Here is a 24,941-nt window from a genome sequence, read left to right on the forward strand (position 1 = left end):
CTGATTAAAGCCCGATATCGGCCTTTGTCCTGAGATTGCAACATTGAACCATCACGGCAAATACCCTCTAGAGTTCAGGGAATCAAAAATCGTATTTCATTCAAATGCAGCCTTCCCAGCATCTTTCACTATCCCTTGCCTTGGTCGTTTCAGGAGTAGCACTCACCCCGCTCGTAGCGCTGGCCAAGCCCCAGTACGGCTACTCCGGCGATGTCGCTCCGGAAAAATGGGGGCAACTGAGCCCGAAATACGCCGCCTGCTCCGATGGCTCTGAGCAAGCCCCCGTAAACATCGTGTCGAAAACGACGGTGAAGCAAACCACCGCCACCGCCCTTCGCCCCGAATACCCAGCTACCAGTGGCGACGTGGTTAACACCGGCACCACGATCCAAGTGAACACCTCCGGGAATCTAAAGATCGGCACTACCCCCTACAAGCTGCTGCAATACCACTTCCATACCCCCAGTGAAGAGGCCATAAACGGCATTCACTACGCCGCCAACGTGCACCTGGTTCACCAAAATGCCAAGGGCCAACTGGCAGTGATTGGCGTGAACTTCAAAAAAGGCGCCCCCAATCCCTATCTCGCCTCCTTCTGGAACAAACTTCCCGCAAAGAAAGGTGGCAGCGTCAGCGTGAATCTGCCTTCCCTGAAGGAGCTTCTCCCTGCCTCACTGGAGTACTACACCTTTGCCGGGTCACTAACCACACCGCCTTGTAGCGAAGGCGTGCGCTTCTACATCCTCAAACAACCCGTGACCATCTCAGCAGAGCAATTAGCCACATTCCAAAAACTCTACCCAATGAATGCCCGGCCGCTCCAAAAGCTCAATGGGCGTGTGATTAAGTCTAGTAATTAGGCCAATAATTTAGGGCTGGAATAATTTAGGGCTGGAATAATTGAGAGTCTGCGGCTACAGGCATTTGGGCCTCTAGCCATCGGCTCAAATCCGTTATTAAGTTCCAGCCCCTTCAACAATGACCGACACCCAAGCCTGGCTGGCACTGTTCCTCGCAATCGCAGCAGAAATTACGGGCACGGCACTGCTAAAGCTTTCCGATGGCCTAACTCGACCTTGGCCAACAGCACTATTATTGGCAGCCTATGGCTGTGCCATTGCTCTTGTCGCAAGGGTGGTGACCGTGATTCCCCTTGGAATTACCTACGCATTGTGGAGCGGAATCGGCACCCTTGCCATTGTGCTAATCGGGGCTTTGGCCTATCGCCAAGTGCCAAACGGCAGCCAATTAATTGGCGTAGCCCTGATTGTTGCAGGAGTTGTAATTGTAAATCTAGGCGGCAAGGCCCACAGCTAAATAATCTCTTTCCCCATGCCCACCACGCAGGCGTTCAACACTCCCATGGGCACCACACCGATGGAAATGATTCCCAAAGGGGCAATGCCAACGGCAATCAGCTTGGGTTTTTCATCGCAGGCGCCCATGTTTTCCCTTAGTGACCTCTGCTTCCGCCTTGGTGGCATGCCTGAGAGGTGGCGGACGGCGATCAGAACGTAACCCAACTCTCCAGCCAGACGCTTCTAACAAAGTGTTGATATCGCCAGATCGTCACATGTGTTCGCTGCTTAACGCGGCGAAACCGTTATTGCCGCAGGGGTTTAGGGGAATGGAGGCGTCAGAATGGGCAGCTGAGCCCCTACAGATCCTGAGCTAGGGACACCCCGGAGCGCTGCCGCCAAAGTTATGGATCACGCCCACAGTGCAGCACCGCCAGCACAACGAAGGATCCCTGCTCAGGAACAGGCAGGTAGATGACGCCATAGGGGAAGCGGCGCAACAGGGCACGCCGCGTTCCGCGGTAGCTGGAGGGATAGGCCTCGGGGTTAGTGCGGATGCGCTGAAAGAGCAGCCTTACCTCGGCTAGAAACAAGCGACCCAGCCCAAGTTCCTGGGCTTCGTACCAGCGGGCCGCAGCTTCAAGATCATCACGGGCTGCTACACGAAGCCGCAAAACCATTGTCAGAGCGACCGGTCGATGGCATCAAGTGCCGCATCGGCATCGAGACCTGGATCCCCATCTGCCAGGAAAGCTTCAAGCCGTTGATCGATCAGCTGTCGATCACCATCAGTGAGCTCAGGGCCGCTCTGCTCAGCAGCGATCGAGTCCCACAGGGTCTGGACCAGCTCGAGCCGTTCCTCCAGTGGCAGTGTCAACAGGTCGTTCACCACAGGCAGTGCCGGCTGAACCGTTGGGCTTGGTAACTCAGTCGTAGCGGGGACATTTGGCCATTCCTCCAGAGGTGATGGTGCCTAGCGCAGGCCAGGATGAAGGGCACTACTGCTCAGAGCGCCTCTCCATGTCAGCCGCCCTCACCCCGCCCTTCGATCAAGACAGCCTGCGGCAGCTGTTCACCAAGCCCTACGGAACGCCACCGCCCACCGCCGAGCAGTGGCGACAGGTGTATGCCGAGAACGTGCACTTTGAAGACCCCACCCAGACCAGGGATGGCGTCGATGCTTACATCCTTGCCCAGCAGGGCCTGGTGCAACGCTGCGATGACGTGTTCCTTGAAGCCGATGCGGTAGCGATCGACGGCGATACGGCCTTCGTGGAATGGCGCATGGGCCTGAAGATCAAAGGGATCGAATTCATCTACCCAGGCACCAGCCGCCTACGCATCGGTGCCGACGGCCGCATCGTTGACCACCGCGACTACTTCGATTTCGTGGGTCCCACCTTTGCGCCGGTGCCATTGGTGGGCAGCTTCGTGCGCTGGCTATACAAGCGCTTTGTGAGCTGATGCGCTGGTTGCGGGGTCTAACCCAACCATTAGCGCCTTCCGTTGACAATCACCGAATTGCCAGAACCAGCGGCGGAACCGGGCAGTGCCGGCACCACCGAGGTCTGGCCATCCCACTTGTCGAGGAAGAGCTTGTAGAGCACCTGGTCATCAAGGCTTGTATTTAGGGTCTCGTAGCGCTTGGCCTCCTGTTCGGCGATTAGCACCTCGGTTTGGGCCCGTAGGAGCTGTTGCTCGGCGATCTGTTTCTGTTCAATCGCGGCGCGATATTCCTCAGCAATCTGCAGGCCAGTTAGGTCAAGGCCCTGCACCGTCACATAGTCGAATTTACGCAATTCCTCTGCCACCTTCTCCTGCACGAGCTCGGAAATGGAGTTCCATTCTGTGGCGATTGTCACCAGTTCGTACTGCGAAAAAACGGATTTGAGCGCCTTGAGCAGCGACGGCTGAATCACCCGGGGGTAGATCTGTTGATCGTCGGTGGCGATCGTTTCGTAGATGCGCCCGGCTTCTGCCGGTTTCATCGCATACTTCACCGTTGCCGTGGCCTGGATCACCTGCAGGTCTTTGGTCAGGGTGGAAAACTGCTCGGGTCGCACCTGGGTGCGCACATCAAACAACGAGGTGTTCTGCACCAAGGGGGCCTTGATATTGGCGCCAGGATTGCGGGGCAGACCGGTCACCTTGCCGAGCGTAGTTACCACGGCAACGTTGCCGGCCGGAACAATGAAGACTGTCTGGCTCAGCAGAATCGCAAGCCCCAGCACCACGGCGATGATCAGGATGAAGGCCGATCCCGGACCCTCAGGGCTTGCTGCGGAGCGAAGGGGCGACTGCATTGATAGGGCAGGTTTAATGGCCAAGCCTAGGAACAACCATTTGCGCCCACGCGCACCCGCATGCGCGCGGGCCTCGGCTTCTCCAGCCCTCAAGGTCAAAGTGCAGGAGCTGCTGAACCTGCTGGCCGAAGACCCCTACCACCAGCCACCGCCCCACGAGGCCCTAACCCTCCAGCAGGCTGCGGAGCATCCAGGCGGTCTTTTCGTGGATCTGCAACCGCTGGGTCAGCAGGTCAGCCGTTGGTTGGTCGTCAGCTGCATTGACCAGCTCAAACAGGCTGCGGGCCGTGCGGGCCACCGCTTCATGGCCCATCACCAGCTCATGCACCATCGCCATCGCAGCCGGCACACCCTCGGTTTCCTTGATAGAAGCAAGCTGGGCAAAGGTGGCTCCGCCGTAGGGGGCGCTGCAGCCCAGGGCACGAATCCTTTCGGCGATCACATCCAGGGCAGTCCACAGCTCCGTGTACTGATCCATGAACATCAGGTGCAGGGTGTTGAACATTGGCCCGGTGACGTTCCAGTGGAAGCCATGGGTTTTGCCATAGAGCACGTAGCTATCGGCCAGCAGACGCCCTAAACCTGCGGCAATGGCCTGGCGTTGCTCGGCGGGAATGCCGATGTCGATTGGGGGCATGTTGATTGGGGCCGTACTGATCCCGGCTGCAGGGTTTGTCATGGCGACAGGAGCTGGGGGTTTAGGTGGGTTTCGAAAACCCTATTGCCTGGGGAGCTGGTTGTCAGCTCGATGGCCCCATGGCGCTGACGGACAACTCCGCCTAGGCCACTTGCCTGAATCTGGGCACTAAAAGAACTTGGTCAATTGACCAACTAGCCGGAGGGGTTGGCTTCAGATTTCCTTAGCGCTGACCTGGCCGGTTTCCAGCTCAAGGCCCACCCGGCTCAGGTTCCAGCGGTGGATCGCCGCGGCCGCAGCGGAGCGGGCCACCTGCAGGTTGCGCTGGGCAACCAGCAACTCCGTAATGGGCGCCACACCGGCTCGATATCGCAGCAGGGCATCGCGCACAGCTTCCGCACCAGCATTTGCCGCAGCAGAAGCGGCTTTCATCTGCGCGCCAGAGGCCTGGTGGTTGGCATAAAAGGTTTCAACCTGTTGGGTGATGGTCTGGCGGGCCAGATCGATCGCCACCTCGCCCCGCTCCGCCCGACGGCGGGCCAGGGCCACCGACTCCCGGGTGAGGCCCCCATCAAAAATGGGCTGCCTTAGGGATACCACCGCCCCCCAGTCGTAGAAGCTGCCGGAGGCGCTACCGCTTGCTTGGACATTGGTGGTCTGATTGGTGCCAGCCGTTGGCACGTTCAGCCAGTCGCCGCTGATACCTGCCCCCAGCAGCAGACCCACCTGGGGCAGGCCACTGGCCCTTACTGCCCTCGGAATCCGCCCTGGCTCCGGCCACAAGCCATAGGGCCACCACCACGACCATCCCGATAAACCAACGGGCTTCAAAAAGCCAGCCACCTAAATGGATCAGCGGCTGGAAAAACCAGTGATTTATCACCAAAATCACCAGCAAAATCAGCCCTAAGGCGGCCATGGCCCCTGCCTATATCCCTGGGAGCAGTACAGCACCAGCGCGCAGCACCTGCCAACTGCCAATTTGCCCATCGAGCTGGCCAGTGGGTGGGCCGGCAGACTGATCCATCCAGGCAATCACAGTGCTGGCCTGGCCCGTTGCCTTGGGCCAAGGCAGGGGCCCCAAAAGGGGCAGCTGGGGGAATAGGGCAGCCGCCTCCTCTGGCGAACTGGCCGGCTCCGCCCCGGATGGATTGGCGCTGGTGGTGGCCAGCGGACCGCTGAGCTCCAGCAACCGGCGAGCCTGGGGGCAGGCCGGCACCCGAACCCCCAGGCTTGAGCCCCCGGGATTAAGGGCCTCAATCACTGGCCCATGGGCCGGCAGCACCAGGGTGAGGGCCCCTGGCCAGCCCAGCTCGGCCGCAGCCAACCACTCCCTACGCCAGGGAACCTCCAAGGCCTCCTGTAATTGCTCCAGGCTTGCGCCCATCAGGATCAGGGGCTTCTCCGCCGGCCGCCCCTTGAGCTCCCAGAGCAGGGCCGCCCGCCTCGGAATTACCCCCAGGGCCGGCAGGGTGTCGGTGGGGAATAGGGCGGGTTCACCGGCCCATAAACGGGCCGCCAGGAGCTCGGGCTCCAGCAGGCGCCCAGGGGGAATGGGGCTCATGGCAAAGGTCTCCGGACAGCAACAAAGCGGCTGGTGCCCTCCAGGTCGGGGTGGGCGGTGACTTCACCAAGCCCATGGTCAGCCAAAAGGGCTTGCACCGCGGTGCTTTGGTCGTGGTGATGCTCAACAAACAGCCAGCCCCCCGGCGCCAAAGCTGCCTTGGCATCAACCGCAATCGCCCGCAGGGCCTCGAGACCATCGGCTCCGCCATCAAGGGCCGTGATCGGTTCGTGCTCCCGCACCACCGGCTCCAGATCTGCCCATACAGCGGTGGGGATATAGGGGGGATTGGCCACCACCACCTCCAGCTGCCCCCACCATGGCCGCAGGGGCTCCCACCAGCTGCCCTGCAAAAGCTCCACCTGCTTGGCCTGCAGATTGGCCCGCAAATTCTCCTGGGCAATGGCGATCGCCCCAGGGCTTAGCTCCACCGCCAACCCCCTACTGAGCGGCCAGGCCTGGGCCAGGGCCCTGGCAATGCAGCCCGAACCCGTGCCGAGATCGGCCCATAGCTGGGGTGGATCACCTTCCCGCACGGCCAAGGCCAGCTCCACCAGCAATTCGGTCTCCTGGCGGGGAATCAGCACCCCCGGGGCCACCAGCAGTTGCAAATCGCGCCAGGGGCACAACCCCACCAAATACTGCAAGGGCTCAGCGGTGCTGAGATGGCGGCGCCAGAGCTGCTCCAGCCCATCGAGCGACTGGCTCAATCGGACGCTGGCGCTGGGATCAAGACGCAGCGATTGCAGCGCAGTCCAGGGAAGCCCACCGCCCAGATCAATCAGCCAATCGAGGTCGGCAGCGCGGCCGCCGAGGGCCAATTGGCGCTGGCGCCAGGCGAGCAGATCAGCTCCACAGGGGAGGTCTTGACCCGCGGGGGGCTTGGCTTCACTGCGCTGGTGGGGGGCCATCAAGCCAGGCTAAATGGGCCGCCACCAGAGGCCCGGCTCGGCCTTGAGCAAGCCGCCCAACTCCAGTTGCAGCAAGCGGGTGGACAGCTCGGCAGGGGGTTCCTTTAGGGCTGCACAAAGCCCCTCAAGGGAGGCCCCCTGGCCCACGGCAGCCAGCAGGGCCCGGTGGGCCCCTGGGTTTGGGAGGGAATTGGCTGCCAACTCCGGCTTGGGGGCCAACTCCGAATTGGCTGCCAGCAAGGGGCCTGGACCCAACTGATGCACCAGATCGGCCGGATCCAACAACACACTGCCGGCCCGAGCCAGTAGGCGGTTGCTGCCGGCCGCCGAGACCTTGCCGGGGTCGGCCGGCACGATCCAGAGGGGTAGGTCTTGGCGCCAGGCCAATTCTGCGGAGAGCAGGGCCCCGCTTTGCATTGGGCATTCAACCAAGACCACGCCGGCAGCAAGGGCCACCTGGAGCCGATTGCGGGCAGCAAAATTGCCGGCCCTAACGGCCGCCCCCGGGGCCTGCTCACTCACCAACAACCCCTGCTCCGAAACCTGGCGCTGCAGGGCGCCGTGGTGGCGCGGATAGACCCGCTCTATCGGAGTACCCAACACCGCCACCGGCCTGCCACCGCGGGCCAGGCAGCCCTCGTGGACTGCCGCATCAATGCCTTCAGCCAAACCACTGACCACGGGCCAACCCGCCTGGGCAAGGGCAGCCCCCAGGGCCCTGGCCATGGAGCGCCCTGGCACGGAAGGATGGCGGGTGCCCACCACCGCAATCGCCTGTCGGCGAGCTAGCTGGGGCCAGAGCGAACCCCGTCCGCACCAATAGAGCCCCAGGGGTGGGCGCTCCAGCTTGTGCAGGGCTGGCGGGAAAGCCCGATCACCGGGCAGCAGCACCCGGCGCACCTGGGCGGATCGGGCCAACTTGGCCAGGGGCTCGGGGCCCCAACGCTGCCGATAGCTGGCGATTTGCTGCAGCAGGCTGGGACCAAAACCGGGCAACTCGCCCAGCTCAGCCAGGCTCGCCCGCCAGGCCCCAGACCAATCACCCCAGCGGGCTTCGATCAGCGCCAACCGCGCCGAGCCAAGCCCCTGGCAACCGCTCCATAGGAGCCACCAAAGCCGCTGCTCGGATTTCCACTGCCCAGCCGCGTCTAGCTCAGCTGCGACTAGCTCAGCTGCTCCCAGAGAAGACAAAAACCCGCCCGCAAACGCCAGTACAAATGTACTGCACTTTTACTGCGGGCCCCGCTCTAGGGCCCCTATCGCTGCGGCCAGATCGGCGGGCAGCCGGCGCAACAATTTGCGCTGGCCTGGCCCGGCAGTTAGGTCCACCAGCACTAGCTCCACCCGGGCCTCCGCCGCCAGCACCCCATCGGGCCCCACAAACCAACTGCGCCAGGGCAATTTCACCCCCTTGCGCGGCAACACCTCACTGCAAAGCTGCACCCGATCGCCATGGAGCAAGGCCTGCTTGTAATCCACGGCCAGGTGCACTACAGGCAACTCCAAACCCCGGCCTGAGAGATCGGCGTAGGCCAGGCCCACCGCCGCCAGGGCCTCCACCCGGGCCTCCTCGAGCCAGGCCAGGTAGGCGCCATGCCACATCACGCCGGCATGGTCGGTGTGCTGGGGCAACACCCGGCGCTCCAAAAGCCACGGCCTGGGCTGGGGATTAATCCCCGAAATATCCATCACGGTCTGCGATTGCAAATGGTGGTGCCGGCAAAACGGCCATAGGCTGAGTCAAAGCCAACTTTTAAACCCTTGTTTCGCAACGTTTTAATCACCGACTCCAATAAGGGCCATGTCGAGGAGATGGTGCGCATGCTGCGTGAGATCCCCGTCGTGCGGCAGGCCCGTTTCAATCTGCTGCACGTGGTGCCCGAGCAGGTCGGCGAAAGCTTTGCCGAGCACTCCCAAAAGGCAGCTGGCCTGGCGGCCGAAACGGTGGCTCGCCTGGGCCTCAGCCCCAACGAGGTCAACACCATCATCCGCCAGGGGGACACCAAGCAAACCGTGCTCAAGGTGGCAGATGAGCTCAATTCCGACCTAATCGTGATTGGCTCCAGGGGCTTAAGCCGCCTCCAAGCAATTCTCAGCAACAGCACCAGCCAATACGTATTTCAGCTCTCCACCCGGCCGATGCTGCTGGTGCGCGACGACCTCTACGTGCGTCACATCAACCGGGTGCTGGTGACCGTAGATGGCACGGGCGTGGGGGACGACGCCCTCAAGTTGGCCTGTGAACTAGTGAGGGAAATTCCCGGCGGCAGCCTGATTGGCGTGCACGTCAGCCGCCAGGACATCACCCCTTCCCGCGGTGGCAAAAACCCTGCCGATGAGGCCCTAAGCAAGGCCGTGCAGAGGGCCCGAAGCTACGGGGTAGAGCTGAAAACCCTTCACCGCACCGGCGACATCGGCCGCAACGTTTGCGCCGCTGCTGAGGAAGCCAAGGCAGATCTGGTGGTGATCGCATCCCAGGACCGCCGCCCAGTGGTGGCAAGGGGGCTGGTAGACATCGATCGCCTGCTGGGCAGCTCCGTAAGCGATTTCATCCGGGTCCATGCCCCTGCCCCAGTGCTGCTGGTGCGCGAACCGGAACGCAGTTAGGGGAGAGGGCCCTGGCCCTGCAACCCCTCAGCCGCCCTGGCGGCTGTTGGTTTGGATATAAAGCACGATCAAAAACACGGCCGGAACCAACACGAACATGAGGCTGGCAACAAAGCCGAGGTCGTTGGTTTCCATGGTTAACGGATTCAAGCCGTGAGACGGTAATCGGACGTTATCACCGTCAAATGGACTGATTCAGTCCGCTTCACCGCTCGTTGCGGTTGGCTCCTCTTCCAGCCCCTCCTCCTCCAGCCCCTCCTCTTCGATTGGCTCCGGCGGAGCAGGCCAGGCCGTGGGCCCCTCGGGCAGGGGCTGGGCCATGGCGGCTGCCATCGCGTTTTCCTTGTCAGCCAAGCCCACCTGGGGCCTGGTGAGCACCAGCACCGATTGCTGCACCAGGGCCTGGCAGGCCAGGCGCCAATTCTGGGGACGCCCCCGCAACTTCTTCTCCTCAACCGTGGTGCGACCAGTGAGAGCCATCTCAGATATGGCCTCTGGCACCTCCACAAAACAGGTGATGCATTGGCCGCAGCCACCGCAATTTCCCAGCTTTCCCTTTAGGCCGTAGAGCTCGATGCCCTCACGTAGGGCCACCTCGCGCAGGTTTTCGCCCGGATAGCACTCCACATCACGCTCTTCCCGTACAAATCGAATTACCGGCATGGCTAGGGCACCTGAATGCTGATCATTCTGGCGGAGGCCCCGATGACCCCGGCCGTTGCGCTCCGTAACCTGACGCGCCGCAGGGCCCATCTCACCCTTACGATCGCCGCACCCACTCCAGAACTACTCCCCATGGGATTGCCCTGGTATCGGGTGCACACCGTGGTCATTAACGACCCGGGCCGCCTCTTGGCAGTGCACCTCATGCACACCGCTCTGGTTGCCGGCTGGGCCGGCTCCATGGCGCTTTATGAACTTGCAATTTTTGATCCCTCCGACGCGGTCCTGAACCCGATGTGGCGGCAGGGCATGTTTGTCATGCCCTTCATGGCTCGCCTTGGCGTTACCGGCAGCTGGGGAGGCTGGAGCATCACCGGCGAGACCGGTGTAGACCCTGGCTTCTGGAGCTTTGAAGGTGTGGCAGCAGCCCACATCGTTTTCAGTGGTCTGCTTTTCCTTGCTGCCATTTGGCACTGGACCTACTGGGATCTGGAGATCTGGCAGGACCCCCGCACCGGCGAACCTGCCCTAGACCTGCCCAAAATCTTTGGCATCCACCTACTGCTCGCAGGCCTGGGTTGCTTTGGCTTCGGAGCCTTCCACCTCACCGGCGTCTTTGGCCCAGGCATGTGGGTCTCAGATGCCTACGGGGTTTCGGGCCACCTAGAGGCGGTACAGCCCTCCTGGGGGCCAGAGGGATTTAACCCGTTTAACCCTGGCGGCATCGTGGCCCACCACATTGCTGCGGGCATTGTGGGCATCATCGCCGGCATCTTCCACATCACCTCCCGGCCGCCGGAGCGCCTCTATAAGGCTCTCCGCATGGGCAACATTGAAACCGTGCTGGCCTCGGCCATCGCAGCTGTTTTCTTTGCTGCCTTCATCGTCGCCGGAACGATGTGGTACGGCGCCGCCGCCACCCCCGTAGAGCTATTTGGCCCCACCCGCTATCAGTGGGACCAGAGCTACTTCAAAACTGAAATCAACCGCCGGGTCCAAACCGCCCTCGATGGCGGAGCCTCAATGGAACAGGCCTATGCCTCGATTCCAGAAAAGCTGGCCTTCTACGACTACGTAGGCAACAGTCCCGCCAAGGGCGGTCTGTTCAGGGTTGGTCCGATGGTCAATGGCGATGGCCTGCCCACCGGCTGGCTGGGTCACATCTCCTTCACCGATAAGGACGGCCGCAACCTCGAGGTGCGCCGTCTGCCCAACTTCTTCGAGAATTTCCCCGTAATTCTCCAAGACCAGGACGGCATTGTGCGAGCCGACATTCCGTTCCGCCGCGCCGAAGCGAAGTACTCCTTCGAACAGACAGGCGTAACGGCGACCGTCTTTGGCGGCGCTCTAAACGGCCAAACCTTCACTGACCCCGCCGATGTGAAGCGTCTCGCCCGCAAGGCCCAGCTCGGCGAAGCCTTTGAATTCGACCGCGAGAAGTACCACTCCGATGGCACCTTCCGCAGCTCACCGCGCGGCTGGTTCACCTTCGGCCACGCAGTATTCGCCCTGCTCTTCTTCTTCGGCCACATTTGGCACGGTGCCCGCACCCTCTACCGCGATGTGTTCGCCGGCATCGATCCAGACCTGGGCGAACAGGTTGAATTCGGTCTGTTCCAGAAACTGGGCGACCGTTCCACCCGTCGCCTACCCGAGGGCTACGTGCCCCCGGCCGGTTCCACCCTCAGCTGAACCCAGGAGAAACAATGGAAAGCTTTGCCTACATCCTGATCCTGGCCCTGGCCATTTCAACCCTGTTTTTCGCCATCGCCTTCCGCGATCCCCCGAAAATCGGCAAGTGATCTAGCCGTTCCCTTTGCATCTATGACTCCGCCCCTGAGCAATCAGGGGCTTTTTTATGGCAAAAGAAGCTGCCAATTAGGGCAATTAAGGGCTGGTTAACCCCTTCCCAAATCCGAAAATGCTGTTTAACTTTAAAAACTTCACCCGGAACCTCGGGGATGCAATGCCCCTCTTGCCAACACACCGATAGCCGGGTGCTCGAATCACGGGCAGCCGATTGCGGCCGCAGTGTGCGCCGCCGTCGGGAGTGCCTCAACTGCGACTTTCGCTTCACCACCTATGAGCGGGTGGAAACGGTGCCGATCACCGTGGTGAAACGCAATTTCAACCGCGAAACCTTCAACCGCAGCAAGTTGCTGCACGGCGTGCTGCGGGCCTGCGAGAAAACCGGCCTGGCCCACTCCCGCCTAGAGGGTGTGGTGGATGAGATCGAACTGCAGCTGCAGCAACGCAGTGGCCGCGAGGTCAGCAGTGCCGAGATAGGCGAAATGGTGCTCCAACAGCTGGCCGAGATGAGCGAGGTGGCCTATGTGCGCTTCGCTTCGGTGTATGGCCAGTTCAAGGGCATCAGCGACTTTGTCTCCACCCTCGAACGGCTGAACAAGCGCGCCAAGAGCTCTGCCAAAGCCAAGCCCTCCTTGGCAGCCATTGGCTAACTGGACCCAGCCATTGGCTAACTGAGCCCAGCAGTTGCGTCAAGGGCTATTGGCTACAATGGGAGATTGCGTCTGAACTGCTGGCGGGCAGTCCGGGCGAATCCTTCGCACTGCCCCAGGGCAGACCGCCAATCCCCCCATGACCGTGACCCCTTCCGAAGCAAGCCCTGAGGCAAGCACCCAAGCCATCGAAAGCGAGATTGAAGCAGCGCTCGATGCCATTGACGAGCTCGACCTCAGCATTCCGGAAGACGTTCCCACGGCCGATGACCCCAGCAGTCGCGCCAGCCGCAATGACACCGATGGGGTGGGTTTCACCCTCGATGAATTCGCTTCGCTGCTGAGCAAGTACGACTACAACTTCAAGCCCGGCGACGTTGTCAACGGTACGGTTTTTGCCCTCGAATCGAAGGGCGCCATGATCGATATCGGCGCCAAAACCGCCGCCTTCATGCCCCTCCAGGAGGTCTCGATCAACCGGGTTGAGGGCCTGAGCGATGTGCTCCTGCCCGGCGAGATCCGTGAGTTCTTCATCATGAGTGAGGAGAACGAAGATGGTCAGCTCTCGCTCTCCATCCGCCGGATCGAATATCAGCGGGCCTGGGAGCGGGTTCGCCAGCTGCAGAAGGAAGACGCCACCATCTACAGCGAAGTGTTTGCCACCAACCGTGGTGGTGCCCTGGTGCGGGTAGAAGGCCTGCGGGGCTTCATCCCCGGCAGCCACATCAGCACCCGCAAGGCCAAGGAAGAACTGGTGGCAGATTTCCTGCCCCTCAAGTTTCTAGAGGTCGACGAGGAGCGCAACCGCCTGGTGCTCAGCCATCGCCGCGCCCTGGTGGAGCGGAAGATGAATCGCCTGGAAGTTGGCGAAGTGGTGATCGGCACGGTTCGTGGCATCAAGCCCTACGGCGCCTTTATCGATATCGGTGGGGTGAGCGGCCTGCTGCACATTTCCGAAATCAGCCACGAGCACATCGAGACACCCCACACGGTGCTCAATGTGAACGATCAAATGAAGGTGATGATCATCGACCTCGACGCCGAACGCGGTCGGATCTCGCTTTCCACCAAGGCCCTCGAACCGGAACCCGGCGACATGCTCACCGATCCGGCCAAGGTGTTTGAAAAGGCTGAGGAAATGGCCGCCCGTTACAAGCAGATGCTGCTGGAGCAAGCCGAAGATGGTGAATCGATCGATGTCAACGACGACTGAGCCCACCCCTAACCAACCCAGATAAACCAAATGGCCGAGATTCTGCTCCGAGGCACCAATCTCGGCCCCGTTAGTGGGGTCCTATTCGATAAGGATGGCACCCTCAGCCTCAGCGAAGCGAAGCTGATCACCCTGGCCAAGGCCAGGGTTTTTCTTTGTCTTCAGAGGGTCGATCCAGGCCAGCAACCCGAGCTGCAAAACCTCTTAGAGCGGGCCTATGGGCTCAGTGCCTGCGGCACCTTGCTCCACCCAGCTGGCACTACAGCCGTGGCCCATAGGGATCACAATCTGATTTCAACTGCCACCGCCCTGGCCCAGGTGGGGCTGGGCTGGCCCGAAGCCCTGGCCACCAGCGAGGCCGTATTTGCCGAAGCCGATGCCAATGCCGAAGCCGATGGCCAACGCCGTCCGCACGGCAGGCCCACCAGCGACACCACCGCCGGGCTGCTGCCCCTACTGGGCCAATTGCAGGCAGCCGGAGTGCTCTGCGCCGTAATCAGCAACGACGACGTTGCCGGAATCGAGCACTTCCTCGCAAGCCACCAGCTGAGGCCTTTTTTTGCTGGCATCTGGAGCGCCGAACACCGGCCCCGCAAACCGGATCCAGGGGCCATCCATGGCCTCTGCGCCGAATTGGGCCTGGCCGTGGAGCAGTGCCTGCTCATCGGGGACGCCAACAGCGACCTGCAAATGGCTGTGGCAGCAGGCATTCCCCAGCACAGATCCCTCGGTTACACCGCCGCCTGGAGTACGCCGCCGCCCTTGGCTGAATCCCACCCCCTGATTCACCACTGGAATGAATTGACGGTGCTGGCTGCGCCGGGCAAATAGGGGGTGACTCGGCCGAATAGAGTTGGTTGCTGTAGCTCAGCAACCAAGGCAGCAACCGGCATGGGTACAAGCACCAGGTACGTCTTCACCTCCGAATCGGTCACCGAGGGGCATCCCGACAAGATCTGCGACCAGGTGAGTGATGCCGTGCTCGATGCCCTCCTAGCCCAGGACCCCGCCTCAAGGGTGGCCTGCGAAACCGTAGTGAACACCGGTCTTTGCCTGATCACAGGCGAAGTGACCACCACCGCCCGGGTTGATTTCAACAGCCTGGTGCGGGGCGTGATCAAACAAATTGGCTATTCAGGGGCCCGGGCCGGCGGTTTTGACGCCAACAGTGCCGCCGTGCTGGTGGCCCTCGACCAGCAATCTCCCGACATCGCCCAGGGTGTCAATGAGGCCGACGACCACGACGGTGACCCCCTGGATCTGGTGGGTGCGGGCGACCAGGGAATCATGTTTGGCTACGCCTGCACGGAAACCCCTGAGCTGATGCCGCTGCCGATCAGCCTGGCCCACCGGCTGGCCAGGCGCCTGGCCGAAGTGCGCCACAACGGCACCCTGGGCTACCTGCTGCCCGATGGCAAAACCCAGGTAAGCGTTGTCTACGAAGACGACCTACCCGTGGCGATCGACACGATCCTGATCTCCACCCAGCACACCGCTGAAATCGAGGTGCCAGGCGCGGCACCGATCAGCGAGGAGAAGGCCATGCGCGAACAGATCGCCGCCGACCTCTGGCGCCATGTGGTGGAGCCCGCCACCGCCGACCTAAACCTCAAGCCAAACCAGGCCGACACCCGTTTTCTGGTCAATCCCACGGGCAAATTCGTGGTGGGCGGGCCCCAGGGCGATGCGGGCCTGACCGGCCGCAAAATCATTGTGGATACCTATGGCGGCTATGCCCGCCACGGCGGTGGCGCCTTCTCGGGCAAAGATCCCACCAAGGTCGATCGCTCCGCCGCCTACGCAGCCCGCTATGTGGCCAAGGCCCTGGTGGCAGCAGGCCTGGCCCGCAAAGTGGAGGTGCAGTTGAGCTACGCGATTGGCGTGGCAAAACCGGTGAGCATCCTGGTGGAGAGCTTTGGCACCGGCGCCATCGGCAATGGGGAGCTCACCGCCCTAGTGCAGGAGCACTTCGACCTGCGGCCAGGCGCGATCATCGAAACCTTTGGCCTGCGCAACCTGCCCCAACAGCGGGGCGGCCGCTTCTACCAAGACGTGGCTGCCTATGGCCACTTCGGCCGCAGCGACCTCGACCTCCCCTGGGAAAACGTCGACAGCATCGCCGCCACCCTGAAGCAGGCCACCGCCCACCACTAGCGAACGCAGCCAATGGCAATGGCCCTGGGCATAGACCTGGGCACGGGCGGGCTGCGGCTGGCGCTGGTGGATGGGGCAGGCGAAATTGCCGCCCAAATCAGCGGCCCTTACCCAAGCCCCTTCCCCGATCCCCAAGGCTGGCGCCAGGGCCTACGGGCCCTATCTGCCGAGCTGCCCAAGAAAATGATGGCCCAGGTGGTGGCTGTGGCAATCGATGGCACCTCCGGCACCCTGCTGCTCTGCCGCCCCGATGGCAGCCTGTTGGGCGGAGCCCTGGCGGAGGCCCTGCCCTACGGCCAAGCCTGCCCCGAGCACTCAGCAGCCCCGGGCGGCGCCAGCTCCAGCGCGGCCCGGGCCCTGGCCCTGCTGGCAAAAGCGGAAGCGGCGGCAGCACGGGGGCCCTTTTTGCTGCGCCATCAGGCCGACTGGCTAATGGGTTGGCTGCTGGGGGATTGGCGCTGGGGGGAAGCCGGCAACAACCTGCGCCTGGGCTGGGACCTAGGGCAGCAGCGCTGGATCGAGGCCATTGCCAGCCAAGCCTGGGCGAGCTATCTGCCCGAAATCAGACCCAGCGGCACCGCCCTGGGATCGATCTGCCCTGAGGCGGCCCGGCAGCTAGGGCTGGCCCGGGAAGTTGTGGTGGTGGCAGGAACCACCGATGGCAATGCCTCCGCCCTGGCAGCAGAACCCGGGCCAGGAGACGGGGTCGCCATCCTCGGCACCACAACGGTGCTCAAGCAATGGGCCGATGGGCCCCTAACCGGGCCTGGCATCAGCAACCACCAGATCGGCGGTCGCTGGCTTGTGGGTGGGGCAGCCAATGCCGGGGCGGGGGTTTTGCTGCAGTTTTTTAGCCCCGGCCAAATCGAAGAGCTCAGCAACCAAATTGATCCCCGGCAAAGCACGGGCCTGAAGCTCAGGCCCCAGCCGGGCAAGGGCGAGCGATTTCCGGTCGATGATCCAGAGCTGGAGCCGGTGCTCGGGCCCAGGCCCATCTCCGATGCCCACTTTCTCCAAGCCCTGCTGGAGGGCCTCACCGATCTGGAGCTGCGGGGTTGGCAAACCCTCGCAGACCTCGGCGCCCCCAGGGTGGATCGGGTGCTGAGCGTGGGGGGCGGAGCCCGCAATCGCCAATGGCGCCAGATGCGCAGCCTGGCCCTTGGCAAGCCCGTGCTGCTCAAGCCCCAGGCATCGGCAGCGGCGGCTATGGGGCGGCTGGCCCTGGCTTCATGGCAACAACCCTCTGGGGGAATGGAATCTCAATGCCCTCCCGCTCAAATGTCTTCCACACCTCAATCCCCACCTCACTAGCCACACTGATCCCATCCATCGGCCTCTCAATCCAATAGCGAATTGCGTAGGTAATACAGGATTCGTCGTAGCGCAAAAGCAGGCCCTTGGGCTTTGGCTTCGTCAGAACCCGCGGCACCTTTGCTGCCGTGGCCTCCAGTAGGGCAATAACCAGATCTGGTGGATGGTGATAGGCGGCCCCAACTAGCACCTGGCCGCGGCGGTGAGTATCACGAATGCCGCTGTAGGTCACCATCGACTGGGTGAAAAAATCCTGGTTAGGTACAACCAGCTCCACATTGTCGCGATCCCGCCAGAGGGTGGTGGCGCGCAAGCCAAGCTCCAATACCTCGCAGGGATCCTCACCACCGCCAACGGATTCGAGCAGCAACACATCACCGGGACGCACGGAACCCTCCAGCAACAGCCAAAGGCCACTGATGAAGTTGCTAAATATTTCCTTGAGACCAAATCCCAAACCCACCGACAAGCCACCCCCCACGGCCGCCAAAAAAGTGGAATTAACGCCCACATAGGCCAGGATTAATACCAGGCCCATGCCCACAATCAAGTAGCGAATCAGCAGGGCAGTTGCCCGATAGGTAGCGGTGTTGAGTTGAAACAGGCGACGGATTATCCAGGCCAGGGTCCATGCGGGAACGGCAGAGCCGGAGGCGAGGAAATAGGTGCCGAAAACCAGCAATACCAATGCACCAAATGAGAGGGAATTTCCCCCCCAGCTCAGCACTGGTAACTGCCAAAGATCGTCAATATCATTAAATTGGCTATAGAGTCCAAAAGCTCCCAGTACCACTAATAGGGGCCGCAGCACCCGCAGATCAAGGCGCTGGACAACTGCCGGAGGAAAGCGCCGGCGGGCGAACAGGATGACTACATGACTAATTACCCAGGCGGCCACATAACGATTAACAAATAATGCCAACCCCGCCACACCGGTCAGGGCATTTAGGGATCGGGCCGCAATTGCTAGAAGCAGCCAGAGCAAGATCTCGTCGGCCAGTGGCTTGAGGATGGTCAGAAAAGCAAATCGCCCCTGGAAAAACCAGGGTCTTTTCTCCAACCTGAGCCAAGACTTCAGTACCAGCCACAGGCTAATAGCCAAAAATAAGGCTAAAAACTGCTGCCAAACATCCTGCCTCTGCAGGTTAGAGAAGAGGTCGTCTAAGACAATCAGCAGATCATTCATGGCTTGAGCAACTCCTCGAATTGCGGGGCCACCTCAGCCGGCAAACTGTAACCACTAATAACCTGACCAAGCAACTTTTGCAGCTCGGGCGCCACCCGGGCCAATCTCTCTTGGCTGGCCATGCTCAAGGGCACTTCAGTTGTGGAAGACTGCTCAATAACCCGCAAGCCCGTATAGGCCTTAGATGGCAGAGATGCATAGGGATTTACGGGCAATATGGTTCCCATTTGCAAAGCCAAGTTGCGTTGCTGGATTGCATTTACGCCAAACAGGGCTAGATCCTTGGCCAGGTACTGCTGGCGAGCGCTCGACTGACTCCCAAAGGCCCAGATACTCAGATTCAGCCCAGGCGCCGGAGAAACATCTGGCCCAGTCGGCATAACCCCCACCCCAAGGCGGGATCCCAGGGCTTTTTTCAAGCTAGGCAAGGAGCGGCTTTGGCAAGGTATCCAGGCGAAATTGCCCTTAATTAGGCCATTGTGCAATATATTTTTATCTTCCACAAAACTAATGCCGGGCTGGGAGCTCGCAAGCCGAATCCACTCCAAAAATGCCCGAACAGAGCCGGGCCTACTGGTCCCTTTCCCCTCTACAAAAGCATGGTTACCGAATCCAGACAAAAGCCAGAGAAGTTGTCTAAAATCGGCATCCATTCCCATCGAAACATTGGAGCTGCCCAGCTTGATTAGCCCATCAAAGCTTCGGGGGGAGCGGGCCAGCTTATCGGTGTCAAAGCAGGCTAAATTTGGGTAGGCAAAAATTGGCAGTGCCAAGTATCCATTAGCAACCTCGAAGGGCTTTAGGAGCTTGGATCGCCATTCTCGGCGCTCATTGCTAGTGAGCGTTACGGCGCGAATATAATTTTTTTGCCTAAAAGTCAGGAGGCTGGTCCCGCCTGTGGATGTCTGCAAAATCATCAGATCTGGCAGCAAACCACGGGCATATAAATCCTGCAGCCTGTTATCTAGCTGGGCGCTACTTACCTTTGACAGCTTAACCTGCACATTGGGGTTAAAGCTGCGAAAGTCAGCGATTCCCTTGAGTAGCCCCTGGCGGGATATGGCCCTGTCCTGGGGATCCAGTTGGTCCCTCTGCTCCACCAGCACCGAAATGGTGTTGGCCCCTACTAATGAGCTGGGGGAACCACAGCCAGCCAGCAGCAGGCCCAATAGTGGGCATGCCGCCAAGGGCAGTCGAAATCTGGCTGCAGGCACCGACAACCATCGGCTTGGGAACCGTCAAGATAGGGCCCAGATTGAAATGAACCAACCATGGGTGAGCGGCTGCGAACGGTGATTTCCATGGGCCTTTTTCTGGTTCTGGCCGGCTATGTGGGTTTCAGTGGAATTCGGCTTGGCCTTTTGCTGTGGCAGCGCTTTAACTCCGGCTGACCCCAGAATCATCAAAACTCTTACTCCGCCTAAGGAAGCCAGCCATGGACACCGCCCCAAAGCAACCTGACCCGCTCACCCCAGCCGTAAGCGACCGGATCTGTCTGCACATGAATGACGATCACGCCGCTGCCGTACTCGCCTACGCCCGCCACTACGCCGGCATCGAAGGGGCACAAACGGCCCGGATGGTCGCCATCACCCCGGAGGCCATGGAACTGGAGGTGGATGGCAATTCCGTCGCTGTGGGCTTCGACCACCCGCTCAGCGATAGCGAAGACGCCCATCGCACCCTGGTGGCCATGCTCCGCTCCCTGCCCAAGTAGGTGGGAAGCCTGGGCTAGCAGCGCTCAAGCGCCAATGGCCGCGAACCTTTCAGCCCTGTTGGGCTGGATGCCCCTGGAGTGGCTAGCAACTCCAAACCCCAAACCCAGCGCCGCCCGAGCCCCCAGGCCCAACCTGGAACTACCGGAGGAGGCCCTCAAAGGCAGCACGCCCCTTACCTGGTGGGCTGCGGGCAGCTACGGCGGGGAGCTGAGGCGGCAGCTACTTTTCTGGCGCAAGCAAGCCAAATGCGAGCAGCGCCTCGACCTACTGGATCCCCTGCTGGAGGCGGCCCTGCCCCAGCTGGCTAGGGCCCTGGAGGATCACCTGCTGAGGCTGCATCGCCCGGGCAAAGGTGGCCTGCTGGTGCCGATTCCGAGCTGGAAACGCCACGCCAATCCCCTGCCTGGCCACCTGGCCCAGCGGCTGGGAGCAAGCCTGGGTTGGCGCCAGTCGGCCCTGCTCAAACGCAGCAGGCCGGTCCTGGGCCAGCACCACCTGGGCCGCCAGCAACGCTGGAGCAACCAGGCGGACGGCTTCTGTTGCCAGGAGCCACCCCAGCAGCGATTGGGCCCGCGGCCGCCAATCCTGCTAATCGACGACATCCTCACCACCGGGGCCACCCTCTGCGCCGCCGCCGCCTGCTTGGAGCAGAAGGGTTGGAGGGTGTTGGGGGCCGCCTGCCTGGCACGCACTCCGGCCCGGGGAGCTGCTGCAGGTGTAAGAGGTCGGTGATTTAAGATGATTAAGTCGCCCAGGCGACGGGCCGGGATAGCTCAGTTGGTAGAGCAGGCGACTGAAAATCGCCGTGTCCGCAGTTCAAATCTGCGTCCTGGCATTTGCTTAAGTTCCGGCCAATCCGATGCCCCTGCCCCTCCAGTAATGCGACAGCCACCTTCCCTCGGCAGTCAGCAGGCTCAGATTTTCAACAATGCCGACAGCTTCGCCCAGGCCTTTGATGAGGCCTGGCAGCGCCACGGGGAGAGGCAGCCCGGGCACGGCCTGGATCGGGAGACCAAATTGGCCCTAATCCTTGAACAGGTAAAGGAGCATCCTTTTCGGCTCAGTGAGCCGGAATTGTCATTGCAGGTAGCCACCTTTCGGTTACGGCTGCTCGGTCTCTGAGGATCCCCATGGCAAGCCAACTAGCCCGCTTTGTGCGGATGCTCAGTGGGGGCTTCAGCAACCAGGAGCAGGCCTTTGAGAATCCGCCGCTATACGCCCACATCTTGGTGAAATTCCGGCCCCTGCCCCAGCTGGAGCCCGGGTCGTTGTTGCTGGAGCAGAGCTACGCCATCAATCCCGCAGCCCCCTATCGAATTCGGGTACTTCGGGTGGAAAATTACTGCGGTGATCAGCCGGCCAGCCTGGTCATCCACAACCAAGCCCTCGTCGACGACCAACGCTTCTGGGGTGCCGTAGACGACCAGGACCTACGCGACCAAATCCGTACAGCAGATCTTAAAAACCTAGGGGGCTGTGCCTACCTGGTCAACGAAGAAGGGGATGGCTTTATGGGCGAGGTGGAACCTGGCTGCCGTTGCCTGGTGGAGCGCAAGGGAAGCGTTGCCTACCTGGTGAGCCGCCTGGAGCTCGATCCCCAGGGCATGCGCACCATCGACCGGGGCCACGATCCCCAAACCCACGAGCATCTCTGGGGCTCCTTACCTGGCCCGTTTGAATTCAGCCGCACGGCCGACTACGGCAGCGAGGTGCCGGATACCTGGCTGAGGGCCTGGAATTAGGCGAAACCAGGCCGATGCCTAGGCGCAGAGTTCGTCCATGAAGGGCTGCTCGGCCTCCTCCTGGAAATGGGACTGGAACTCCTGCTCAAATTCCCGGGCGGAGAACAGATCCTGCTCCAGCTGCTCCGGCTGGGCCACGGATTCAGGGGCGGTGAGCAGACCCTCGATTCGGGCCAGGCGTTCTTCGGTATCGCCCAGGCGTAGCTCGGTGTCGGCGGCCATGGCCCCAGAGACCTCGCTTTCACCAGCCTGCAGGGATTGGAGCTGCTGCTCCTGGGACTTGAAGCGCTCCTCCAACTCGAGCATCCGAAAGGTGAGCGCCTCGGCCACCTCGGAAAGGGTCTGCAGCTGGTCGGCCAGCCGCAGGGTGCAATCAGCCAGCTTCAACTCAGAAGCCATGGGCCAGGACGCGGGGATTGGCCGGATGGTATCGGCCTTGAATCAATGCGCTAGGGGGTTAGCCGAGGTGGAGGTCCACCAAAACTCATCCCTGGCGGGCGGTGCTCAACATTGCGATCGCAATCCAGAGCACTAGGCCAGTCAAGGCGAAGCCACCGGTAGCAACCGTGTATTGCCAAATCCGCTGCACGGCGGGAGTTGGCTGATTTGCAAGCCAGGCAGGGCGATCCCAGCCAGTGGGCTGACCAAACGAACCGCCGCCGGCGGGAGCCCTGCGGGCCATGGCATTGCGCCAGTAGGCCTCGTAACGGGGGGCCTGTTGGTTGAAGGGCATGGTGCCCACTGCCTGACCGGCCAACACCCGCGAACGCTGGTAAGGAACCATGTCTTCGCCGAAGTTTTCAAGATATTCCTGCGAATTGAGCAGGGCATCCACAAAACCAGCCATGCCCTGGCTAGCAATCACGATCGACCAGGCGATCTTCTCCTCCTGGCCGTGGACAGGACGACCCAAAACCCTGCCAACAACCTGCTCAACCACTCGATAATTGCTGTTGCAACGGTAGAAATCCCTCTGGAACTTCTCAGACAGCAGCAACTGGCGCACGAAGCCCCGGGTGGTGATCTGACCAGAGCAGAGTTGCGATTCGAGCTCCCGGTCCCGATCAACCTTGAAGGCGTGGAAATAGATCTGGCGATAGGCCTGCTCTACCAGTGCCTTGGCCGCTGCGCGGTCGCCCTGAAGCAGGGCCGTGGCGCTTTGGCGGGTCATCTCCTCGCCTGCGAGCTGGAAGCTGCTAACCCGAGCGTTATTGGTAAGCGGCTTGACTGCTAGTAGGGGGAGAGGCATCACTGGGAAAATGGAGTAGCACACCTTATCCGCTAATGCGAGCCAAGCTCCTTCTAGGCACAAAAGCCTACAAGGAATTACATGCAGCCCAGCCCTGGCCTGCCCAGCCGAAATCCAGTGACCCTTTGTAAAGCTGGCAGTACTAGCTGCTGGTCTTGCTGAAAAATGGCCTGGTGCTCAGCACTTGATGCCCACCTGTCTTGGTCAGCCACGACATTTGAGGTATCAGTCCCCCTTACCCACCCTTCCGACTCTTCGTCGAGACAAGGAGCTCCCAAAATGTTCGACGCCTTCACCAAGGTTGTTGCCCAGGCCGATGCCCGTGGCGAATTCATCAACGCCGGCCAAATAGACGCCCTGGCCGCCATGGTTGCCGAAAGCAACAAGCGCATGGACACGGTGAACCGCATCACCTCCAACGCATCCGCCATCGTCACCAACGCGGCCCGCAATCTCTTCGATTCGCAGCCCTCCCTGATCGCCCCCGGCGGCAACGCCTACACCAGTCGCCGCATGGCTGCATGCCTGCGCGACATGGAGATCATCCTCCGCTATGTCAGCTACGCAATCTTCACCGGCGACGCTTCCGTCCTGGAAGATCGCTGCCTGAATGGCCTGCGTGAGACCTACCTCGCCCTCGGCGTCCCCGGTGCATCCGTGGCAGAAGGAGTCCGCAAGATGAAGGACGCCGCCATCTCGATCGCCAACGATCGCAACGGCATCACCCCTGGCGATTGCACAGCCCTGATGTCCGAGGTAGGCACCTACTTCGATCGGGCCGCAGCAGCTGTCGGCTGATCGCCAACTGAATGGCAACCCAGCTGCCTATCAAGCCAGCACTTGGTTAAGAACATTAATCCTTCCCTTCAATGAAGACCCCCCTCACCGAAGCCGTAGCAGCCGCCGATTCACAAGGTCGCTTTCTCTCCAATACCGAGTTGAATGCAGCCTTTGGTCGCTATGAAAAGGCAGCCAATGCCCTCTCAGCAGCCAAGGCCCTAACAGCTAAGGCAGACCAACTTGTCAACGGCGCTGCCCAAGCTGTTTACAACAAGTATCCCTACACCACCCAGCAAACAGGCAGCAATTTTGCCTCCGATGCCCGTGGCAAGGCCAAGTGTGCCCGCGACATCGGCTATTACCTGCGCATGGTCACCTACTGCCTCGTGGCAGGCGGCACCGGCCCCATGGACGAGTACCTAATCGCCGGCCTGGATGAGATCAACCGTTCTTTTGAACTCTCCCCCTCCTGGTACGTGGAAGCCCTGAATTACATCAAGGCAAACCATGGCATTTCAGGCGAGCCTGGCACCACCGCCAACAACTACATCGATTACGCTATTAATTCCCTAATCTAAAAGCATTTAGCTTTTTGGTTAATTTGCACCAAAGAGCTCCTTAGGGAGCTCTTTTTCATGGACATTTTTGCAAAGCATACGCACACCTTACCCTGGCCCCATGAACGACCCATCCTCAGACCTGAGGTCATTACTAAGTACCTATCAAGGCCAGGAAGACATCCAAGTAGATGCATTGCAGCCAGATCTTCGCCTTAATCTCCTAGACACCAACATTAAACTTTGGGGCACAACATATCAACAAATAGCAGGCACAGGCGATAATCTACTGCTTGCATGCAATAACTCAACGGGACCAGTCGAGGAAGCAGTCCTGACATGGGTAGTGGGAGCAGCCATACGCAGCCTTAGGGTGGAAGGCAAGGACCAATTCACCGATCTGCTTAAGTGCCTTGGCATAAAGCCTGAATTAATATCGAGCCTTCTCTGCAATTGCCCGGGAATATCTGGTAAAGCAATATGGGCTATTTATTTAGAGCGCCACGGATACCTGGTGGCGACACCCATACTCTCCGCAGGCCTGGGGCTTGTGGTGGCAAATCAAGATCAGATCAAACAAGCAAACTGA

Annotated in this window: 34 protein-coding genes and 1 tRNA gene; 19 read left to right on the forward strand and 16 right to left on the reverse strand. The window is 60.9% G+C overall.

What is annotated here, in order from left to right:
• Positions 1-104 precede the first annotated feature (104 nt).
• Positions 105-860, forward strand: a complete 756-nt coding sequence (locus KBY49_RS10140) for a carbonic anhydrase (protein WP_254934713.1) — start codon at positions 105-107, stop codon at positions 858-860.
• 118 nt (positions 861-978) lie between these two features.
• Positions 979-1,317, forward strand: a complete 339-nt coding sequence (locus tag KBY49_RS10145) for a multidrug efflux SMR transporter (RefSeq protein WP_254934714.1) — start codon at positions 979-981, stop codon at positions 1,315-1,317.
• On the opposite strand, the gene KBY49_RS10150 is transcribed toward KBY49_RS10145, so the two are convergent.
• The 3 genes from KBY49_RS10150 to KBY49_RS10160 all read right to left on the reverse strand — a co-directional run bounded on the left by KBY49_RS10150 (position 1,314) and on the right by KBY49_RS10160 (position 2,175).
• The gene (locus KBY49_RS10150) at positions 1,314-1,445 is read right to left on the reverse strand and encodes a hypothetical protein (RefSeq protein ID WP_254934879.1); all 132 of its coding nucleotides are present in this window, start codon (positions 1,443-1,445) and stop codon (positions 1,314-1,316) included. The two genes, KBY49_RS10145 and KBY49_RS10150, sit on opposite strands and share 4 nt — an antisense overlap.
• A 257-nt stretch (positions 1,446-1,702) precedes the next feature.
• A complete protein-coding gene (locus tag KBY49_RS10155) occupies positions 1,703-1,972 on the reverse strand; it encodes a type II toxin-antitoxin system RelE/ParE family toxin (protein WP_254934715.1) in 270 nt (89 codons plus the stop codon).
• An 8-nt stretch (positions 1,973-1,980) separates the two neighbouring features.
• Complete coding sequence (locus KBY49_RS10160; protein WP_254934716.1) at positions 1,981-2,175, reverse strand: addiction module protein; 195 nt, start codon at positions 2,173-2,175, stop codon at positions 1,981-1,983.
• A gap of 143 nt (positions 2,176-2,318) precedes the next feature.
• On the opposite strand from KBY49_RS10160, the gene KBY49_RS10165 reads away from it, so the two are divergent.
• The gene (locus KBY49_RS10165) at positions 2,319-2,762 is read left to right on the forward strand and encodes a nuclear transport factor 2 family protein (RefSeq protein ID WP_254934717.1); all 444 of its coding nucleotides are present in this window, start codon (positions 2,319-2,321) and stop codon (positions 2,760-2,762) included.
• A gap of 29 nt (positions 2,763-2,791) precedes the next feature.
• Here KBY49_RS10165 and KBY49_RS10170 read toward each other — a convergent pair whose 3' ends face one another.
• The 7 genes from KBY49_RS10170 to KBY49_RS10200 form a co-directional block, all read right to left on the reverse strand.
• The gene (locus KBY49_RS10170; protein WP_254934718.1) at positions 2,792-3,601 is read right to left on the reverse strand and encodes a prohibitin family protein; all 810 of its coding nucleotides are present in this window, start codon (positions 3,599-3,601) and stop codon (positions 2,792-2,794) included.
• A 163-nt stretch (positions 3,602-3,764) separates the two neighbouring features.
• On the reverse strand, positions 3,765-4,280 hold the full coding sequence (locus KBY49_RS10175) for a Dps family protein (protein WP_315857023.1): 516 nt from the start codon (positions 4,278-4,280) through the stop codon (positions 3,765-3,767).
• 171 nt (positions 4,281-4,451) lie between these two features.
• Complete coding sequence (locus KBY49_RS10180; protein WP_254934719.1) at positions 4,452-5,081, reverse strand: TolC family protein; 630 nt, start codon at positions 5,079-5,081, stop codon at positions 4,452-4,454.
• An 85-nt stretch (positions 5,082-5,166) separates the two neighbouring features.
• Positions 5,167-5,802 (reverse strand): L-threonylcarbamoyladenylate synthase, encoded by a 636-nt coding sequence (locus KBY49_RS10185; protein ID WP_254934720.1) that lies wholly within the window; start codon positions 5,800-5,802, stop codon positions 5,167-5,169.
• Positions 5,799-6,713 (reverse strand): peptide chain release factor N(5)-glutamine methyltransferase, encoded by a 915-nt coding sequence (gene prmC, locus KBY49_RS10190; RefSeq protein WP_254934721.1) that lies wholly within the window; start codon positions 6,711-6,713, stop codon positions 5,799-5,801. Before prmC ends, KBY49_RS10185 begins: the two co-directional genes overlap by 4 nt.
• Before the next feature lie 9 nt (positions 6,714-6,722).
• Positions 6,723-7,904, reverse strand: coding sequence for a DNA-processing protein DprA (locus KBY49_RS10195; RefSeq protein ID WP_254934722.1), 1,182 nt, complete (start codon positions 7,902-7,904; stop codon positions 6,723-6,725).
• 39 nt (positions 7,905-7,943) lie between these two features.
• Positions 7,944-8,402, reverse strand: coding sequence for an acyl-CoA thioesterase (locus KBY49_RS10200; RefSeq protein WP_254934865.1), 459 nt, complete (start codon positions 8,400-8,402; stop codon positions 7,944-7,946).
• Between the two features lie 72 nt (positions 8,403-8,474).
• Here KBY49_RS10200 and KBY49_RS10205 point away from each other — a divergent pair, with 72 nt between their 5' ends.
• The gene (locus tag KBY49_RS10205) at positions 8,475-9,320 is read left to right on the forward strand and encodes a universal stress protein (protein WP_254934723.1); all 846 of its coding nucleotides are present in this window, start codon (positions 8,475-8,477) and stop codon (positions 9,318-9,320) included.
• A 27-nt stretch (positions 9,321-9,347) separates the two neighbouring features.
• Here the strand turns inward: KBY49_RS10205 and psbM are convergent, their stop codons facing one another.
• Positions 9,348-9,455 carry a photosystem II reaction center protein PsbM gene (gene psbM, locus KBY49_RS10210; RefSeq protein ID WP_254934724.1) on the reverse strand — a complete coding sequence of 36 codons (108 nt, stop codon included), beginning with the start codon at positions 9,453-9,455 and terminating at the stop codon, positions 9,348-9,350.
• Between the two features lie 60 nt (positions 9,456-9,515).
• Positions 9,516-9,983: a 2Fe-2S iron-sulfur cluster-binding protein gene (locus KBY49_RS10215; RefSeq protein WP_254934725.1), complete on the reverse strand. Its 468-nt coding sequence runs from the start codon at positions 9,981-9,983 to the stop codon at positions 9,516-9,518.
• Positions 9,984-10,115: 132 nt separating this feature from the next.
• Here KBY49_RS10215 and psbB point away from each other — a divergent pair, with 132 nt between their 5' ends.
• The 7 genes from psbB to KBY49_RS10250 all read left to right on the forward strand — a co-directional run bounded on the left by psbB (position 10,116) and on the right by KBY49_RS10250 (position 17,120).
• Positions 10,116-11,675, forward strand: a complete 1,560-nt coding sequence (gene psbB, locus KBY49_RS10220; protein WP_254934866.1) for a photosystem II chlorophyll-binding protein CP47 — start codon at positions 10,116-10,118, stop codon at positions 11,673-11,675.
• A gap of 14 nt (positions 11,676-11,689) precedes the next feature.
• Positions 11,690-11,785: a photosystem II reaction center protein T gene (locus KBY49_RS10225; RefSeq protein ID WP_010314684.1), complete on the forward strand. Its 96-nt coding sequence runs from the start codon at positions 11,690-11,692 to the stop codon at positions 11,783-11,785.
• 159 nt (positions 11,786-11,944) lie between these two features.
• On the forward strand, positions 11,945-12,442 hold the full coding sequence (gene nrdR / locus KBY49_RS10230) for a transcriptional regulator NrdR (RefSeq protein WP_254934726.1): 498 nt from the start codon (positions 11,945-11,947) through the stop codon (positions 12,440-12,442).
• 139 nt (positions 12,443-12,581) lie between these two features.
• Positions 12,582-13,655: a 30S ribosomal protein S1 gene (locus tag KBY49_RS10235; RefSeq protein ID WP_254934727.1), complete on the forward strand. Its 1,074-nt coding sequence runs from the start codon at positions 12,582-12,584 to the stop codon at positions 13,653-13,655.
• A gap of 30 nt (positions 13,656-13,685) precedes the next feature.
• A complete protein-coding gene (locus tag KBY49_RS10240; protein ID WP_254934728.1) occupies positions 13,686-14,486 on the forward strand; it encodes an HAD family hydrolase in 801 nt (266 codons plus the stop codon).
• A gap of 60 nt (positions 14,487-14,546) precedes the next feature.
• Positions 14,547-15,809: a methionine adenosyltransferase gene (metK, locus tag KBY49_RS10245; protein ID WP_254934729.1), complete on the forward strand. Its 1,263-nt coding sequence runs from the start codon at positions 14,547-14,549 to the stop codon at positions 15,807-15,809.
• 18 nt (positions 15,810-15,827) lie between these two features.
• Positions 15,828-17,120, forward strand: coding sequence for an FGGY-family carbohydrate kinase (locus KBY49_RS10250; protein WP_254934730.1), 1,293 nt, complete (start codon positions 15,828-15,830; stop codon positions 17,118-17,120).
• Here the strand turns inward: KBY49_RS10250 and KBY49_RS10255 are convergent.
• Both KBY49_RS10255 and KBY49_RS10260 read right to left on the reverse strand, forming a co-directional pair.
• Positions 17,014-18,222: a mechanosensitive ion channel family protein gene (locus KBY49_RS10255; RefSeq protein WP_254934731.1), complete on the reverse strand. Its 1,209-nt coding sequence runs from the start codon at positions 18,220-18,222 to the stop codon at positions 17,014-17,016. The two genes, KBY49_RS10250 and KBY49_RS10255, sit on opposite strands and share 107 nt — an antisense overlap.
• A gap of 80 nt (positions 18,223-18,302) precedes the next feature.
• A complete protein-coding gene (locus tag KBY49_RS10260) occupies positions 18,303-19,520 on the reverse strand; it encodes an extracellular solute-binding protein (protein WP_315857025.1) in 1,218 nt (405 codons plus the stop codon).
• Between the two features lie 221 nt (positions 19,521-19,741).
• Here KBY49_RS10260 and KBY49_RS10265 point away from each other — a divergent pair, with 221 nt between their 5' ends.
• From KBY49_RS10265 to KBY49_RS10285, 5 genes are all read left to right on the forward strand, one after another.
• Positions 19,742-20,023 carry a DUF2470 domain-containing protein gene (locus KBY49_RS10265; protein ID WP_254934732.1) on the forward strand — a complete coding sequence of 94 codons (282 nt, stop codon included), beginning with the start codon at positions 19,742-19,744 and terminating at the stop codon, positions 20,021-20,023.
• 34 nt (positions 20,024-20,057) lie between these two features.
• The gene (locus KBY49_RS10270; protein ID WP_254934733.1) at positions 20,058-20,756 is read left to right on the forward strand and encodes a ComF family protein; all 699 of its coding nucleotides are present in this window, start codon (positions 20,058-20,060) and stop codon (positions 20,754-20,756) included.
• A 30-nt stretch (positions 20,757-20,786) separates the two neighbouring features.
• A tRNA-Phe gene (locus tag KBY49_RS10275) sits at positions 20,787-20,859 on the forward strand.
• A 44-nt stretch (positions 20,860-20,903) separates the two neighbouring features.
• Positions 20,904-21,146 carry a hypothetical protein gene (locus KBY49_RS10280; RefSeq protein WP_254934734.1) on the forward strand — a complete coding sequence of 81 codons (243 nt, stop codon included), beginning with the start codon at positions 20,904-20,906 and terminating at the stop codon, positions 21,144-21,146.
• An 8-nt stretch (positions 21,147-21,154) separates the two neighbouring features.
• A complete protein-coding gene (locus tag KBY49_RS10285; protein ID WP_254934735.1) occupies positions 21,155-21,766 on the forward strand; it encodes a chromophore lyase CpcT/CpeT in 612 nt (203 codons plus the stop codon).
• An 18-nt stretch (positions 21,767-21,784) separates the two neighbouring features.
• Here the strand turns inward: KBY49_RS10285 and KBY49_RS10290 are convergent, their stop codons facing one another.
• Positions 21,785-22,165 (reverse strand): hypothetical protein, encoded by a 381-nt coding sequence (locus KBY49_RS10290; RefSeq protein ID WP_254934736.1) that lies wholly within the window; start codon positions 22,163-22,165, stop codon positions 21,785-21,787.
• Between the two features lie 85 nt (positions 22,166-22,250).
• Positions 22,251-22,937, reverse strand: a complete 687-nt coding sequence (locus KBY49_RS10295) for a phycobilisome rod-core linker polypeptide (protein WP_315857024.1) — start codon at positions 22,935-22,937, stop codon at positions 22,251-22,253.
• 357 nt (positions 22,938-23,294) lie between these two features.
• Here KBY49_RS10295 and KBY49_RS10300 point away from each other — a divergent pair, with 357 nt between their 5' ends.
• The 3 genes from KBY49_RS10300 to KBY49_RS10310 all read left to right on the forward strand — a co-directional run bounded on the left by KBY49_RS10300 (position 23,295) and on the right by KBY49_RS10310 (position 24,941).
• The gene (locus KBY49_RS10300) at positions 23,295-23,813 is read left to right on the forward strand and encodes a phycocyanin subunit beta (protein WP_254934738.1); all 519 of its coding nucleotides are present in this window, start codon (positions 23,295-23,297) and stop codon (positions 23,811-23,813) included.
• Positions 23,814-23,884: 71 nt separating this feature from the next.
• On the forward strand, positions 23,885-24,373 hold the full coding sequence (gene cpcA, locus KBY49_RS10305) for a phycocyanin subunit alpha (protein WP_254934739.1): 489 nt from the start codon (positions 23,885-23,887) through the stop codon (positions 24,371-24,373).
• Between the two features lie 100 nt (positions 24,374-24,473).
• The gene (locus KBY49_RS10310; protein ID WP_254934740.1) at positions 24,474-24,941 is read left to right on the forward strand and encodes a hypothetical protein; all 468 of its coding nucleotides are present in this window, start codon (positions 24,474-24,476) and stop codon (positions 24,939-24,941) included.

Origin of the sequence: Cyanobium sp. WAJ14-Wanaka, from assembly GCF_024345375.1 — a bacterium.
In the GTDB taxonomy this organism is placed as follows: domain Bacteria; phylum Cyanobacteriota; class Cyanobacteriia; order PCC-6307; family Cyanobiaceae; genus Cyanobium_A.